Annotated in this window: 17 protein-coding genes and 1 other annotated feature; all 17 genes read left to right on the top strand. The window is 54.2% G+C overall.

Annotated elements, in window-relative coordinates:
- Positions 1 to 160 precede the first annotated feature (160 nt).
- Positions 161 to 946 (top strand): cell division protein DivIB, encoded by a 786-nt coding sequence (divIB, locus tag B9L21_RS10790; protein ID WP_082816605.1) that lies wholly within the window; start codon positions 161 to 163, stop codon positions 944 to 946.
- The gene (locus B9L21_RS10785) at positions 927 to 1,631 is read left to right on the top strand and encodes a DUF881 domain-containing protein (RefSeq protein ID WP_063166371.1); all 705 of its coding nucleotides are present in this window, start codon (positions 927 to 929) and stop codon (positions 1,629 to 1,631) included. The genes divIB and B9L21_RS10785 overlap by 20 nt, the downstream gene beginning before the upstream one ends.
- A 30-nt stretch (positions 1,632 to 1,661) precedes the next feature.
- Positions 1,662 to 2,378, top strand: coding sequence for a DUF881 domain-containing protein (locus tag B9L21_RS10780; RefSeq protein WP_063166370.1), 717 nt, complete (start codon positions 1,662 to 1,664; stop codon positions 2,376 to 2,378).
- A 1-nt stretch (position 2,379) separates the two neighbouring features.
- Complete coding sequence (locus tag B9L21_RS10775; RefSeq protein WP_063166369.1) at positions 2,380 to 2,742, top strand: small basic family protein; 363 nt, start codon at positions 2,380 to 2,382, stop codon at positions 2,740 to 2,742.
- Between the two features lie 200 nt (positions 2,743 to 2,942).
- On the top strand, positions 2,943 to 4,211 hold the full coding sequence (gene ftsA, locus B9L21_RS10770; protein ID WP_063167388.1) for a cell division protein FtsA: 1,269 nt from the start codon (positions 2,943 to 2,945) through the stop codon (positions 4,209 to 4,211).
- A 26-nt stretch (positions 4,212 to 4,237) separates the two neighbouring features.
- Positions 4,238 to 5,371, top strand: a complete 1,134-nt coding sequence (gene ftsZ, locus B9L21_RS10765) for a cell division protein FtsZ (protein ID WP_063166368.1) — start codon at positions 4,238 to 4,240, stop codon at positions 5,369 to 5,371.
- Between the two features lie 224 nt (positions 5,372 to 5,595).
- Positions 5,596 to 6,504, top strand: a complete 909-nt coding sequence (gene spoIIGA, locus B9L21_RS10760) for a sigma-E processing peptidase SpoIIGA (RefSeq protein ID WP_063166367.1) — start codon at positions 5,596 to 5,598, stop codon at positions 6,502 to 6,504.
- 50 nt (positions 6,505 to 6,554) lie between these two features.
- Positions 6,555 to 7,274 carry an RNA polymerase sporulation sigma factor SigE gene (sigE, locus tag B9L21_RS10755; protein WP_063166366.1) on the top strand — a complete coding sequence of 240 codons (720 nt, stop codon included), beginning with the start codon at positions 6,555 to 6,557 and terminating at the stop codon, positions 7,272 to 7,274.
- 120 nt (positions 7,275 to 7,394) lie between these two features.
- The gene (gene sigG / locus B9L21_RS10750) at positions 7,395 to 8,174 is read left to right on the top strand and encodes an RNA polymerase sporulation sigma factor SigG (RefSeq protein WP_063167387.1); all 780 of its coding nucleotides are present in this window, start codon (positions 7,395 to 7,397) and stop codon (positions 8,172 to 8,174) included.
- Between the two features lie 95 nt (positions 8,175 to 8,269).
- Entirely contained in the window at positions 8,270 to 8,512 is a 243-nt protein-coding gene (locus B9L21_RS10745) for a YlmC/YmxH family sporulation protein (protein WP_063166365.1), read from the top strand.
- Positions 8,513 to 8,644: 132 nt separating this feature from the next.
- Positions 8,645 to 9,463: a peptidoglycan editing factor PgeF gene (pgeF, locus tag B9L21_RS10740; RefSeq protein ID WP_063167386.1), complete on the top strand. Its 819-nt coding sequence runs from the start codon at positions 8,645 to 8,647 to the stop codon at positions 9,461 to 9,463.
- Positions 9,464 to 9,465: 2 nt separating this feature from the next.
- Positions 9,466 to 10,140 (top strand): YggS family pyridoxal phosphate-dependent enzyme, encoded by a 675-nt coding sequence (locus B9L21_RS10735; RefSeq protein ID WP_063166364.1) that lies wholly within the window; start codon positions 9,466 to 9,468, stop codon positions 10,138 to 10,140.
- A gap of 12 nt (positions 10,141 to 10,152) precedes the next feature.
- Positions 10,153 to 10,584: a cell division protein SepF gene (locus tag B9L21_RS10730; RefSeq protein ID WP_063166363.1), complete on the top strand. Its 432-nt coding sequence runs from the start codon at positions 10,153 to 10,155 to the stop codon at positions 10,582 to 10,584.
- Positions 10,585 to 10,587: 3 nt separating this feature from the next.
- Positions 10,588 to 10,860: a YggT family protein gene (locus B9L21_RS10725; protein WP_063166362.1), complete on the top strand. Its 273-nt coding sequence runs from the start codon at positions 10,588 to 10,590 to the stop codon at positions 10,858 to 10,860.
- 102 nt (positions 10,861 to 10,962) lie between these two features.
- Positions 10,963 to 11,736, top strand: a complete 774-nt coding sequence (locus B9L21_RS10720; RefSeq protein ID WP_063166361.1) for an RNA-binding protein — start codon at positions 10,963 to 10,965, stop codon at positions 11,734 to 11,736.
- Positions 11,737 to 11,812: 76 nt separating this feature from the next.
- Entirely contained in the window at positions 11,813 to 12,325 is a 513-nt protein-coding gene (locus tag B9L21_RS10715; RefSeq protein WP_025039064.1) for a DivIVA domain-containing protein, read from the top strand.
- 89 nt (positions 12,326 to 12,414) lie between these two features.
- Positions 12,415 to 12,637: a binding site (T-box leader), on the top strand.
- Positions 12,638 to 12,692: 55 nt separating this feature from the next.
- A complete protein-coding gene (ileS, locus tag B9L21_RS10710) occupies positions 12,693 to 15,467 on the top strand; it encodes an isoleucine--tRNA ligase (protein WP_063166359.1) in 2,775 nt (924 codons plus the stop codon).
- Positions 15,468 to 15,477 lie beyond the last annotated feature (10 nt).

Below are 15,477 nucleotides of genomic sequence, written 5' to 3'. Positions count from 1 at the left end.
TAAAAAACAGGCTCTCTCTCTCGGTCTATTTGTGATATAATGAAAGCAAGTGCAAAGAACATAAAAACGGCAGCAGATGCCGTTTGTTTTTATCTATATGCGGCAATGTGTTGGTCCATGGGCAAGAATGCGGGCGTTGGACAAGAAAGCGGTGAATGCGATGGAAAAAGGAAAGGTCGTCGTTCTAGAGGACCGCGTGCCGAAACTGAAAGAGCGGCGCCGCCAAAAGGCGAACCGCCGGCTGATTTTGTATTTGTCCTTCTTTTTCCTGTTCATCTTATGCGTCCTTTACTTTCAATCGCCGCTCAGCGCGGTGAAGCATGTGGAAGTGAGCGGCAACCGTCATCTGCCGGCGGAGCGCATCATCAGTTTGAGCGGCATCACAAAGCGGACAAGCTTTTGGAAAGTGAACGAACAAAACGTCGAGGCGAAAATCGCCCGTCATCCGGAAATTAAGCAAGCCGCTGTGGAAAAGCGGCTGCCAAATACGATCGTCATCCACGTCCGTGAATGGCGGCGGATCGCCTACGTATATAACCGGCAAACGTTTTTTCCGTTGCTTGAAAACGGACGGCTGCTAAAGCAGGAAGCGGCGAAAACGGCTCCGAGCGATGCGCCGGTATTAGTCGGCTGGAAAAGCGGCGATGCCATTGCGGAAATGACCGGGCAGCTCGCTGAACTGCCGGCGGCCGTGCTTGGCGCCATGTCGGAAATTCACTACAAGCCGAACAGTGAGTACGAAGACCGCGTCGTCGTCTATATGAACGACGGCTATGAGGTGAGTGCGACCATCCATAACTTTGCCGACAGGCTGTCGCATTATCCGTCCATTATCGCCGAGCTCGACCGGAACGTCAAAGGAGTCATTCACCTGGAAGTGGGCAGCTATTTTGTTCCGTACGAACCGACGAAAAAGGAGGATGACGATGAGACGACAAGCCCGTAGCCGCGTCCTCCTTACTTTTATTTGTTTTGTCTTTGGTGCCATGCTCGGGTTTTCGTACCAGCATGCGCAAAAGGAGGCGCCCCGCCGCCAATGGAGCGACAGCGAGTGGAAAAAGGAATACGAGTATCGCTCGGCGCTGATCGCTTTGCAAAAAGAAAACCGGTCGTTAAAGCAACAGCTTGTCAAAAAGCAAGAGGAACTGGCCGCATGGGAAAAAAAACTGGCCGAAGACCAGTCGAACGAGGCTGGATTGGCGAAAGAGGCCGAACAGCTGCGCATGCATGTCGGAAAGGCGAGGGTTAAAGGGAAAGGCGTAGCAGTCACGCTTTCCGATTCCTCTTATATCCCCTCTGAAGCGAGTGCTACTGACTACATTGTTCACGAACAGCACGTATGGAAAGTCGTTCACGAACTGCTGATTTCCGGCGCCGAAGCGGTAGCCATCAATGGCCAGCGCATTTCCCACCGCTCGTACATTGTCTGCAACGGTCCGGTCATTGAAGTGGATGGGACGCAGCATGCCGCTCCGTTTGTCATTTCGGCGATCGGCGATCCGGACGTGCTATCATCCGCGCTTGGATTGGCCGGCGGCGTCATCGACGAACTTGTCGAAGACCATGTCGATGTGAAAGTGGAAAAACAAAAGGACATCGTTCTCGATCCGGTATTTGCGCCCAAACCATAAAAAGAGGGCGGAAAGGGGCGGTGAAGTGCATTGGAGAGAAAAAGACGGTTATCTTTTGCCTTTGTTGCCGCCGTGTTCGGCGTGATGCTTGCGGTCGGGTTGCGGACGACGATGCCTTCGGAAGGGCGCGACACGCGCGACATTTGGGAACTGCGCGCCGATTTAACGAAAGAGCAGCAGCTCGAGCAGCACTTGCTTGAGGAGCTCGAAGATTACGAGGAGAAATTGCACCATTATCGGCAGAAGGAGGCAGCAGGCGGCGGGGCGGCGCTCGAGGCGACCGTCGCTGAACTGAGAGAAGAAGCCGGCCTGACGGAAGTGAAAGGAAGCGGCATCATCCTAATGATTGCGCCGTTCTCGGCAGCCGGCTACGTCGGACCGGTCACTGCTACCGTGTCCCCGGAGCTGCTGCAACGATTAGTGAACGAGTTGAACAAATATGGAGCAAAGGAAATCGCTATCGACGGCGAGCGGCTGACGAACTGGACGGCGATTCGCGATATCAACGGCATGACGAACGTCGGACGCCGCCCAATCAGGCTGCCGGTTGAGGTGAAGGCGATTGCGGACGATGCGGACAAGCTCTATAGCGGATTAACGGTTTCGCCGCTCCGCGACGATTTCATCGTCGAAAACTTGGAGCTTTCGATTTCCAAGCCAAAACCGGCGATCGTCATTCCGCCATCAATCGAACGGCCGAAGATCAAATATATGGAGACGGCGAGCGCCGGCAAGGAGGAGAAGTAGCATGTGGCTCCCGCTTCTCGGGTTGTTGCTCGGGTTTGCCATCGGCGTTCTTGCCGGCTGGGAAGTCCCCGATGAATATTCCAATTATTTGTCGATTGCCATTTTGGCAGCCTTTGATACATTAATAGGGGGATGGCGCGCCCATTTACAGGGGACATACGACGAACTTGTATTTATAACCGGGTTTTTTTTCAACATCATCCTTGCCACAACTTTAACTTTTCTTGGTGTACATCTTGGTGTAGACTTGTATTTAGCAGCCGTGTTTGCGTTCGGTGTCCGCCTTTTTCAAAACATCGCCATCATCCGCCGTCTTTGGCTTGCCGAATGGGCGGAGCGGCGGCAAAATCGCGAAAAAAGTTAAGCAAAAGACAGGGAAAGTCTTTTGGCATGTTGAATTATATGGAGTAAACCAAAATATGATGTTTTTGTGAAATTCACAAACTAGACATAGACAAATAGACAAAGAGATGGATCGAGAAATTTCAGCCGAAAAAGGAGGTGTCGCTGCTTACTGAAACGCCGGCCGACACCGGCGCGTTTTTAGTAGGCAGATGCCAAAAGATGAGCAGCAATGAGATCGTCGTTAGCCTGGATGTCGGGACATCGAGCGTCAAAGTCATCATCGGGGAAATGTTAGGCAGCTCGATTAACATTATCGGAGTAGGCAATGTAAAAGCGGAAGGGCTCAAAAAAGGGGCGATTGTTGATATAGATAAAACAGTGCACTCGATCAAGCGAGCGGTCGAACAAGCAGAGCGGATGGTCGGCCTGTCGATTCGCCGCGTGATCGTCGGGGTGGCAGGCGGCCATATTCAGCTCCATGACTGTCATGGCATCGTCGCTGTCGCGAGTGAAAATCGCGAAATTGGCGACGAGGATGTCGCTCGCGTCATCGATGCCGCGCAAGTCGTTTCCATCCCGCCGGACCGGGAAATTATCGGGATCGTTCCGCGCCAGTTTATCGTTGATGGACTAGACGGCATCCATGATCCGCGCGGCATGCTTGGCGTCCGTCTCGAAATGGAAGGGACAATGGTAACCGGAGCGAAGACGGTTTTACATAATCTCCTTCGCTGTGTGGAACGGGCCGGCCTGGAAATCAGCGATATTTGCCTTCAACCGTTGGCGGCCGGTTCACTTGCGTTATCCGATGACGAACGGCATTTAGGCGTTGCGCTCGTCGACCTCGGGGGCGGCTCGACAACGGTTGCCGTCTTTGAGCAAGGCGGGCTGCAGGCTGTATCGTCGCTTCCAGTCGGCGGGGAGCATATTACAAAAGATTTGGCCATCGGGTTGCGCACGACAACAGAAGACGCCGAAAAAATTAAGCTGAAGCATGGGCATGCATTTTACGATTACGCTTCGGAAGAAGAGGTATTCACCGTGCCTATTATGGGCACCGATCAACACCAGCAGTTCAGCCAGCTTGAGATCGCCGATATTATTGAAGCGAGGCTGGAGGAAATTTTGCAAATGGTGCAGCATGAAGTGCGCCGGCTCGGGTTTCGCGACCTTCCAGGCGGCTATGTGCTGACGGGCGGCGTGGCGAATATGCCAGGAGTGCTAGAGCTAGCGCACGTCGTCTTAGGGACGAGCGTCCGTGTCGCCATGCCGGATTATATCGGGGTGCGCGACCCGCAATATACGATCGGCGTCGGCTTGCTCAAATTCGCCTATCGGCAGGCGCAGCTGCAAGGAAAAACAGTTCCGGTTGCCGCTGCGGCAGAGCCGGTCGAGCGTCCCGCGCAAAAACAGCAGCCGAAACCAAAAAAGAAAGAAGACCATTTCGGGAAGAAGGTCAAGAAATTTTTCGGGTCTTTCTTTGAATAGAGATTGAAATTTAGGAGGATTTGGCCATGTTGGAGTTTGATACAACAGTCGATCAGTTAGCAACGATCAAAGTGATTGGGGTCGGGGGCGGCGGCAACAACGCCGTCAATCGGATGATTGAACACGGAGTGCAAGGCGTGGAGTTTATTGCGGTCAACACGGATGCGCAGGCGCTCAACTTGTCGAAGGCGCCGACGAAGCTGCAAATCGGGGCGAAGCTGACGCGCGGCTTAGGCGCAGGCGCGAACCCGGAAGTTGGAAAAAAAGCGGCGGAAGAGAGCAAAGAACAAATTGAAGAAGCGCTCCGTGGCGCGGATATGGTGTTTGTCACCGCCGGGATGGGCGGCGGCACAGGAACAGGTGCGGCGCCGGTCATCGCCCAAATCGCGCGCGAATTAGGAGCGCTGACGGTTGGCGTCGTTACGCGCCCGTTCACATTTGAAGGACGGAAACGGGCGACGCAGGCCGCAAGTGGCATCGCCGCCATGAAAGAAGCGGTCGATACACTGATCGTCATCCCGAACGATCGGTTGCTTGAAATTGTCGATAAAAATACGCCGATGCTCGAGGCGTTCCGCGAGGCGGACAACGTGCTGCGCCAAGGGGTACAGGGCATCTCCGACTTGATCGCTGTACCGGGACTCATCAACCTTGATTTCGCTGACGTGAAAACGATCATGTCGAACAAAGGTTCAGCGTTGATGGGCATCGGGGTCGCCAGCGGCGAAAACCGGGCTGCAGAGGCAGCGAAAAAGGCGATTTCCAGCCCGCTGTTGGAAACGTCCATTGACGGGGCGCAAGGTGTGCTCATGAATATCACCGGCGGGATGAACCTAAGCTTGTACGAAGTACAGGAAGCGGCAGACATTGTCGCTTCGGCAGCCGATCAGGAAGTGAACATGATTTTCGGCTCGGTCATCAACGAAAATTTAAAAGACGAAATTGTCGTCACGGTCATCGCGACCGGGTTTAACGAAAACGTTGCTTCGCAACCGCGGCCATCGCGCGTCGGCATCAGCACCGTGCCAAAAGTGACGCCGGCGCCGAAACGGGAAAAGCGCGAAGAGCCGGCGCAAGACTATGCGGCGCTCCGTTCGGGGCAAGCAGAAGATCCGCTTGACATTCCAGCCTTCTTGCGCAACCGCAACCGCCGCCGTTAAGCTGAAAACAGGCATGAGCAAGCCGATTGTTCATGCCTGTTTTTTATTGAAATCGCGTTTTTCGCCTCGCCTGGCTGCTCTTCGCCTGTTGGATCCGCCGCATTTCCCCTCGCTTTGACAAAACATCCTTTTTTTCACCATCACCGATTGACAGACTTTCCCTCATGATGTGCTATATACTTGTTTCAGACAAAGCCAATGTGGGCGGGGGAGGGGCTTGCCGTTTGGTCGTTTACGTCGATGTGATTTGGCTGCTGAACGTCTGTTTTGACGCGTTGCTTCTTTGGCTGGCAGCGCTCATGCTCAAGCGCCCAGTCATCTGGTGGCGCCTGTTGGCTGGGGCGTTGATCGGCTCGCTGTCTGTCGTGTTGCTGTTCACCCCGTTTTCTGCCATCGCCCAGCATCCGCTTGTGAAAGTGGCTGTGTCGGTCTTGATCGTGCTCGCTGCTTTTGGCTTTAAGCGGCCGCGCTATATCATCGAGAACATGCTGGCGTTTTACTTTGCGACGTTCGCGGTCGGCGGCGGCATGCTGGCAGTTCATTATTTGTTCGCGCCGCAGCTGTCCGTTCAGCAAGAATGGTTAATGGTGCCCCCGGGGGCGGGCGATCCGGTCAGCTGGCTGTTTGTCGTGATCGGGTTCCCGGTTTTATGGCTCTTTTCCCGCCGCCGTGTGGAAAATATTCGTGAGAAAAAACTCCGTTTTGAACATATTATCGATGTCATCGTTGTCTGGGAGGGCCGGCCGCTGGCGCTGCGCGGGCTCATTGACAGCGGCAATCAGCTGTTCGATCCGGTGACGAAAACGCCGGTGATGGTTGTTGACCGAGAAAAAGCAAAGGAAGTGCTGCCCGAGGAGCTGACGATGCACATGGCGGCCATGACGTTTGACGATCCGCCCAGGCAGTGGGCCCATCGCCTCCGCCTCATTCCGTACCGCGTGATCGGGAGCGGCCCGCAAATGATGATGGCGGTCAAGCCGGACCGCATACTGCTTTTGTATGAAGATCAATGGCTTGAGGTGAAACAAGGGCTCGTCGCCTTAAGCGCCGATCCGCTATCGGCCGACGGGGAGTATAGCTGCATCGTTCATCCGAAAATGGTGCAGGCGGGAAGAAAACTGACCGCTTCGTAGTTCGTTACTATATCATACTCGCTTTTTATCCGTTTAGAAGGGGGATTTTGATGAAAAGGTGGAAACTTCGCTTCATGTATTGGTTGTATAAGCTCCTTGCCAAGTTCGGTTTGAAGACGGATGAGATTTACTATATCGGCGGCAGTGAAGCGCTCCCTCCGCCGCTGACGAAAGAGGAAGAGGAACGGCTGATCGAGCGGTTGGCAACCGGCGATGAGACGGCGCGGTCGCTGCTTATCGAGCGCAACTTGCGCCTTGTCGTTTACATCGCGCGCAAATTCGAAAACACCGGCATTCATATCGAGGATTTGATCAGCATCGGGACGATCGGCCTCATTAAAGCGGTCAACACGTTCAACCCGGAGAAAAAGATCAAGCTGGCGACATACGCCTCGCGCTGCATTGAAAACGAAATTTTAATGTATTTGCGCCGCAATAATAAAGTGCGGGCGGAAGTGTCGTTTGATGAGCCGTTGAATATTGACTGGGACGGCAACGAACTGCTGCTGTCCGATGTGCTCGGCACGGAAGACGACGTGATTACGAAAGACTTGGAAGCGGACGTTGACCGGCGCCTGCTGCTGAACGCCTTGCGCCAGTTGAGCGACCGCGAAAAACAAATTATGGAACTGCGTTTTGGCCTTTCCGGCGGTGAAGAAAAAACGCAAAAAGATGTCGCCGATTTGCTCGGCATTTCGCAATCGTACATATCGCGGCTTGAAAAGCGGATCATTAAACGGTTGCGCAAAGAATTCAATAAAATGATGTAGCTGGCGGCGAGGGCGGATGCTCCGCCGCTTTTTTCGGCGCGGACAGGCTGTGCATATTTTTCCCTCCCAAGGAGATACTGAAAACTGACGACTTAGCATCTCCTGATGGGAGGGAACAACTTGACGAGGAACAAAGTCGAGATTTGCGGCGTGGATACTTCAAAGCTTCCCGTCCTCAAAAATGAAGAAATGCGTGAACTGTTTCAACGGATGCATGAAGGGGATTTGGAGGCGAGAGAAAAGTTAGTAAACGGCAATTTGCGCCTCGTGTTGAGCGTCATCCAGCGCTTTAACAACCGCGGCGAGTTTGTTGATGATTTGTTTCAAGTCGGCTGCATCGGACTTATGAAATCGATTGATAATTTTGATTTAAATCAAAATGTTAAGTTTTCCACCTATGCGGTGCCGATGATTATCGGCGAAATCCGCCGTTACTTGCGCGATAACAATCCAATTCGCGTCTCGCGCTCGCTGCGCGACATCGCTTACAAAGCGCTGCAAGTGCGGGAACGGCTCATGAGCGAGACGGCGAAAGAGCCGTCGACGGAAGATATTGCGCGGGAACTCGGCGTCGCCCACGAGGAAGTGGTGTTTGCCCTTGATGCCATTCAAGATCCTGTTTCCTTATTTGAACCGATATACAACGACGGCGGCGACCCGATTTACGTGATGGATCAGCTGAGCGACGAGCGCAACCGCGACAGCCAATGGATTGAAGAAATCGCATTGAAAGAGGGCTTGAGGCGGTTAAATGAGCGTGAAAAAATGATCATCCGCAAACGGTTTTTCCAAGGAAAGACGCAAATGGAAGTCGCCGAGGAAATCGGCATTTCCCAGGCGCAAGTGTCCAGGCTTGAAAAGGCAGCGATCCGGCAAATGAATAAAAACATCCAAGTGTGAACGGCTGCTGGGGCAGCCTTTTTTCTTTGGCACATAACCGGTTGGGCGGCGTCATATAGATGAAAAAGAGGAGAGGAAAGGCGGGGGACTGAACCGTGATGAGAATTTCCGAGTTTCAAACGAAAGATGTCGTCAATGTGGCCAACGGGAAGAAGCTTGGCAACATCGGGGATATTGACATCGATTTAGATACAGGCAAAATCCGGTCGCTCATTATTTTAGGCTCCGGAAAGATGCTCGGGCTGTTCGGGCGTGAGGAGGCGGTCGTCATTCCGTGGCAAAACATCGTCAAAATCGGGGCCGATGTCATTTTAGTCCGCCTTCACGATACGGACTGAAGCGAGGAGACGGCGTGATGCCACGAATGTTTCGACAAAATTGCAAATAAAGGTTATCACGTTTAAGCAAACTATGATAAAATAGGAAAAAAAGTGATAAAAATCTACAAAAAAAGCGTGAGGTTGACGCGAATGCCGGACATTTTTCAACAAATGGCCCGCGGATGGCTCCGCTGCGAGGCATCTCCGTTCGCCGGAGCCATCGCAGGGATGACGACGAAACAAGGCGGGGAAAGCAAAGGGCCGTTCGCTTCGTTGAATATGGGGCTGCATGTTGGCGACGACCGCACCGCTGTCGTCAACAACCGGCGCCGCTTGGCGGAATGGCTCGCTTTTCCGCTCGATGATTGGGTGTGCTGTGAGCAAGTGCACGGCGCCGTGATTCGGAAAGTGACAAAAAGCGACCGAGGGAGCGGGGCGCACGATTTCGCCGCGGCGATTCGGGGTGCTGACGGATTGTATACGGACGAAGCGGGAGTGTTGCTTGCCCTTTGTTTTGCTGACTGTGTGCCTGTCTATTTTCTGGCTCCATCAGCCGGCTTGGTCGGCCTTGCCCATGCCGGGTGGCGGGGAACGGCCGGCGGCATCGCCAAAAATATGGTGCGTCTTTGGCAGGAGCAAGAGCGCATCGCGCCTACTGATATGTATGCTGCCATCGGGCCAGCCATCGGCCCGTGCTGCTACACGGTCGATGATCGGGTGATCAACGGTTTGCGCTCGATCCTTCCTGCAGGCAGCCCGTTGCCATGGCGCGAAACAAGCCCAGGGCAATATGCGCTTGACTTAAAGGAGGCCAATCGGCTGCAGCTTATCGCTGCCGGCGTTCCGGATCGCCATATTTACGTGTCGGAACGCTGTACAAGCTGTGAGGAGACGTTGTTTTTTTCCCACCGCCGCGATCGCGGGACGACAGGACGGATGCTGGCGTTCATCGGCCGAAGGGAGGGATGATCATGACGGTACGCGACAACTTGGCTGCCATTCGCCGGCAAATTGAAGCGGCTTGCGCCCGCGTTGGCCGCAATCCGGCCGACGTACGCATCGTAGCCGTAACGAAATATATTGATGCGGCAAGGGCGCAAGAAGTGCTTGACGCCGGCATCGCTGACCTCGGCGAGAACCGTTCCGACCAACTGCTCGAAAAGTACGAGGCGATCGGGAATCAAGCGACGTGGCATTTTATTGGGACGCTCCAGTCGCGCAAAGTGAAGGAGATCATCGATAAAGTCGATTACATTCATTCGCTTGACCGTCTGTCGCTTGCTAAGGAGATCGAAAAGCGGGCGGTGCGTCCGGTGAAATGTTTTGTGCAAGTGAACGTATCAGGCGAAGCGACGAAGCACGGACTCGTTCCCGAGGAAACGGTCCCGTTTATCGAACAGCTTCGTTCGTTTTCGCGCATTGAAGTGATCGGGTTGATGACGATGGCGCCGCATACGGAGGATGAAGCCATATTGCGCGCCTGTTTCCGACGATTGCGAACGCTCAAAGAACGCGTTCAGGTGTTAAATTTGGCTCATGCGCCATGCACCGAGCTGTCGATGGGCATGTCAAACGACTATGAGATCGCGATCGAGGAAGGGGCGACGTTTGTACGCATCGGCAGCGCGCTTGTCGGATCAATGTAGGAGGTGAGACCGGTGGGATTGATGAAAAAATTTCGCGATTATTTTTTAGAGGAAGACTACGAAGACTATGAAGAAGAATATGAAGCGCCGCAGCCAGAAGAGGAGGCGCCGCCGCTGAAGGCGGCAAACAAGGCGAATGTCGTCAGCTTGCAAAGCGTGCAAAAATCGGCGAAGGTCGTGCTCGCCGAGCCGCGGGTGTACGCCGAGGCGCAAGAGATTGCCGACCATTTGAAAAGCCGGCGGGCAGTCATCGTCAATTTGCAGCGCATTCAGCACGAGCAGGCGAAGCGGATCGTCGACTTTTTAAGCGGCACCGTGTACGCTATTGGCGGCGACATTCAGCAAGTCGGCACGAAAATTTTTTTATGCACCCCGGAAAACGTCGACGTCAGCGGCGCAATTTCGCTTGATGGCGAGGATGACAGACCGATAAAGAGGTGGTAGCCGTTGGATTATGTGCTTACGTTTTTAACGACGCTCATTCAAGTATATTCATATGCGCTGATCATTTATATTTTAATGTCATGGTTTCCGAACGCCCGCGAGACGCGGTTTGGCCAGCTGCTTGCCGCCATTTGCGAGCCGTATTTAGAGCCGTTTCGGCGCGTTATTCCGCCGCTTGGCATCATTGACATCTCCCCGATCATCGCCTTTATTGTCCTTGAATTTGCGACAAGAGGGCTGTATGCGTTGTTTGATATCCTTAAAGCGCAGTTTTAGCAGCCGGACGGAGCGCGCATCGTTTGGCCCAGGCGCAGGCGGGCGGAATAGCGGGAGGAATCCGTTCCGGGTTCCTTTCTTTATGAGGCAAGGTGAATGGGAATGGAGCTGTATCAGCACTTCCGCAAAGAGGAACATCAATTCATCGATCATGTAATGGAATGGAAGGAAATGGTAGAACATCAGTACGCTCCGAAGCTGACCGATTTTCTTGATCCGCGCGAGCAGCAAATCGTGCAAAGCATCGTCGGCAGCGACGGAGACGTGCGCGTGTCCTTTTTCGGCGGCGCTCTGTTTGTCGAGCGGAAGCGGGCGCTTTTGTATCCGCCGTATTTCGAACCGAATGAGGAGGATTATGACATCGCCTTGTTCGCTGTCCGCTATCCAGGCAAATTCGTTTCCCTTGAACACCGCGACGTCTTAGGAGCGCTCATGTCGCTCGGCTTGCGGCGGGGCAAGTTCGGCGACATTCTCGTCCAAGGAGGAGAGATCCAATTTTTTGCCGCCGCCGAGGTGGCCGATTACATTCGCCTCCATGTTGGGACGATCGGCAAAGCGCCGGTTTCGCTTGAGCTGTTGCCGCTGTCAGCTGCCATGCCGCTTGCCGAAACGTGGGAGGAAGGAACGGTCACGGTGTCTTCTCTAAGGCTCGATGCGGTGCTTGCCCAAGCATTCCGCCTCGCGCGCGACAAGGCGCGGACGCTTGTCGAAAGCGGGCTTGTCAAAGTGAATTGGAAGGTGGTGGACAAGCCTGATTTCGTCTGCGGGCCGGGCGATGTGCTGTCGGCGCGCGGTTTTGGCCGCTGCAAGCTGTTTTCTGTAGAAGGGCCGACGAAAAAGGAACGCTGGCTTGTGCGCATCGGTCGACAAAAATAATCGAGCGGGAGCAGGAAATGGGCAAATCGTGTCGAATTAACGAAGAAAAGGAACGATGGAGACGGAGGTGGCCGTTGTGCCGTTAACGCCATTAGATATTCACAACAAGGAATTCAGCCGCGGATTTCGCGGGTATGACGAAGATGAAGTGAATGAGTTTTTGGATCAAATTATTAAAGATTACGAAATGCTCATCCGTGAAAAAAAGCAGCTGGAAGAAAAAGTGGCCGAACTGACGGAAAAATTGAATTACTTTTCCAACATTGAAGAAACGTTAAATAAGTCGATTCTTGTGGCTCAGGAAGCAGCGGAAGAAGTGAAGCGCAACGCACAAAAAGAGGCGAAGCTGATCATTAAAGAAGCGGAGAAAAACGCGGAGCGCATCATCGGCGATGCGCTGGCCAAATCGCGGAAAATCGCGCTGGAAATCGAGGAACTCAAGCGGCAGTCGAAGGTGTTCCGCGCCCGCTTCCGCATGTTGGTCGAGGCGCAGCTCGATATGATCAACAGCCGTGACTGGGACGAGTTGATGGAATACGAGACGCCCGATTTGGAAGAAGAGGCGAAAGAGCCGTTGTCTCAGCCTTGACGAGCGCTATTTGTCTCATTTATAATAAATGGCAAAAATCGCTGTGCTGACCGTCATTGGTGCGGTTGGCTTTGGTCGAGGAGAACATGTGAGCGACGATGAAAGGGACAGTAGCTCTTGAACAGCTGATCGCAGCGAGCCGGGGACGGTGGAAGCCCGGCATCGGCGCAAGAGTGAACATCACCCTGGAGTTCCATGCCGAACGTCAAGTAGGCCATGGCGCGTCATTCCCGTTACGAATGGAAAGTGGGCTATGCGTTGAGTTGCCATGGCCAAAAAGGGTGGTACCGCGAGACCGTTCTCGTCCCTTGCCGGGAGAGAACGGTTTTTTATTTTGATTTGATACTTGGAGGAGGAGCAAAGAAAGATGGACTACAAAGAGACGCTGCTCATGCCGCAAACGGAGTTCCCAATGCGCGGCAACTTGCCGAAGCGGGAGCCGGAAATGCAAAAAAAATGGGACGACATGGACATTTACCGAAAAGTGCAGGAGCGGACGAAAGGTCGGCCGCTGTTTGTCCTGCACGACGGTCCGCCGTACGCCAACGGCGATATTCATATGGGGCATGCGCTAAACAAAATTTTAAAAGATATCATTGTCCGCTATAAATCGATGAACGGTTTTTGTGCGCCGTACGTGCCGGGCTGGGACACGCACGGCCTGCCGATTGAAACGGCGCTTACGAAACAAGGCGTCGACCGCAAATCAATGAGCGTCGCTGAGTTCCGCAAGCTGTGCGAACAATATGCGTATGAACAAATTGACAACCAGCGCCGGCAGTTTAAACGGCTCGGCGTGCGTGGCGATTGGGACAACCCGTATATCACCCTCAAACCGGAATACGAAGCCCAGCAAATTAAAGTGTTCGGCGAAATGGCGAAAAAAGGGCTCATTTACAAAGGGTTGAAGCCGGTCTATTGGTCCCCGTCAAGCGAATCGGCGCTCGCTGAAGCGGAAATCGAATATAAAGACAAGCGTTCGCCGTCGATTTATGTCGCCTTCCCGGTGAAAGACGGCAAAGGCGTGCTTGAGGGCGATGAGCGAATCGTCATTTGGACGACGACGCCGTGGACGATTCCGGCGAACTTGGCGATCGCTGTTCACCCGGACCTGGACTACCACGTCGTTAACGCCAATGGGCAGAAATACGTCGTCGCCGCCGCCTTGGCCGAATCGGTAGCGAAAGAAGTCGGCTGGGAGGCGTGGTCCGTCGTTAAAACCGTAAAAGGAAAAGAACTTGAGTACGTCGTCGCGAAACATCCGTTCTATGAGCGCGATTCGTTGGTCGTCTGCGGTGAGCACGTCACGACCGACGCCGGCACGGGCTGCGTCCATACGGCGCCGGGCCACGGGGAAGACGACTTTCTCGTCGGGCAAAAATACGGGCTTCCCGTTCTTTGCCCGGTCGACGAGCGCGGCTATATGACGAGCGAAGCGCCGGGGTTTGAAGGAATGTTTTACGAAGACGCCAACAAGGCGATTACACAGAAGCTTGAGGAAGCCGGCGCTTTGCTGAAGCTTGGGTTTATCACCCACTCGTATCCGCACGACTGGCGGACGAAGCAGCCAACGATTTTCCGGGCGACAACGCAATGGTTTGCGTCGATCGATAAAATCCGCAGCGAGCTGCTTCAAGCGATCAAAGACACGAAATGGATTCCGGAATGGGGGGAAATCCGCATCCACAACATGGTGCGCGACCGCGGCGACTGGTGCATTTCCCGCCAGCGCGCCTGGGGCGTGCCGATTCCGGTTTTTTACGGCGAAAACGGCGAACCGATCATCACCGATGAAACGATCGAGCATGTGTCGAACTTGTTCCGCCAATACGGATCGAACGTCTGGTTTGAGCGCGAGGCGAAAGACTTGCTGCCGGAAGGATTCACCCATCCGTCCAGCCCGAACGGCCTCTTTACGAAAGAGACGGATATTATGGACGTCTGGTTTGACTCCGGTTCGTCGCATCAAGCCGTGTTGGTCGAACGCGATGATCTCGCGCGCCCGGCTGATCTGTACTTGGAAGGGTCCGACCAATATCGCGGCTGGTTCAACTCATCGCTGTCCACCGCCGTTGCCGTCACCGGCAAAGCGCCGTACAAAGGCGTGTTGAGCCACGGCTTTGTCTTGGACGGCGAAGGGCGGAAAATGAGCAAGTCGCTCGGCAACGTCGTCGTGCCGGCGAAAGTAATGGAACAGTTCGGCGCCGACATTTTGCGCCTTTGGGTCGCGTCGGTCGACTACCAAGCGGACGTGCGCATCTCCGACCATATTTTAAAACAAGTGTCGGAAGTGTACCGAAAAATCCGCAACACGTTCCGGTTTATGCTCGGCAACTTATTCGATTTTGACCCGAGCGAAAACGCCGTGCCGGTCGGGGAGCTGGGCGAAGTCGACCGCTACATGCTGGCGAAGTTGAACAAGCTGATCGCCAAAGTGAAAAAGGCCTACGACCGCTACGATTTCGCCGCCGTGTACCATGAGATGAACCATTTCTGCACCGTTGAGCTGAGCGCATTTTACTTGGATATGGCGAAAGACATTTTGTACATCGAAGCGGCCGATTCCCGCGCCCGCCGCGCTGTGCAGACGGTGCTGTATGAGACGGTCGTCGCGTTGGCGAAGCTCATTGCGCCGATTTTGCCGCATACCGCCGATGAAGTGTGGGAGCATATCCCGAATCGAAGAGAAAACGTCGAAAGCATCCAGCTCACCGATATGCCAGAGCCGATCGCGATCGACGGCGAAGAAGCGCTGCTCGCGAAATGGGATGCGTTTATGGATGTACGAGATGACATGTTAAAAGCGCTCGAGAATGCCCGCAACGAAAAAGTGATCGGCAAATCGCTGACCGCGAGCGTCACGGTCTACCCGAAAGACGAGGCGCGGAAGCTGTTGGCGTCGCTTGATGCCGACTTGCGCCAGCTTCTCATCGTTTCCGCGTTTTCCGTTGCCGATGAGCCGTATGACGCCGCACCGGCCGAAGCCGAACGGCTTAACCATGTAGCGGTGATCGTCCGCCCGGCGGAAGGCGAGACGTGCGAGCGGTGCTGGACGGTGACGCCGGATGTTGGTGCTGACGCGTCCCATCCGACGCTTTGTCCACGCTGTGCGCACATCGTAACCGAGCATTATTCGGCATAACAAAAGCGGC

This window comes from Geobacillus uzenensis (assembly GCF_002217665.1).
GTDB classification, from domain to species: domain Bacteria; phylum Bacillota; class Bacilli; order Bacillales; family Anoxybacillaceae; genus Geobacillus; species Geobacillus subterraneus.
Note: the sequence above shows the minus strand (reverse complement) of the source record. Positions and strands in the feature narration are given on the sequence as shown.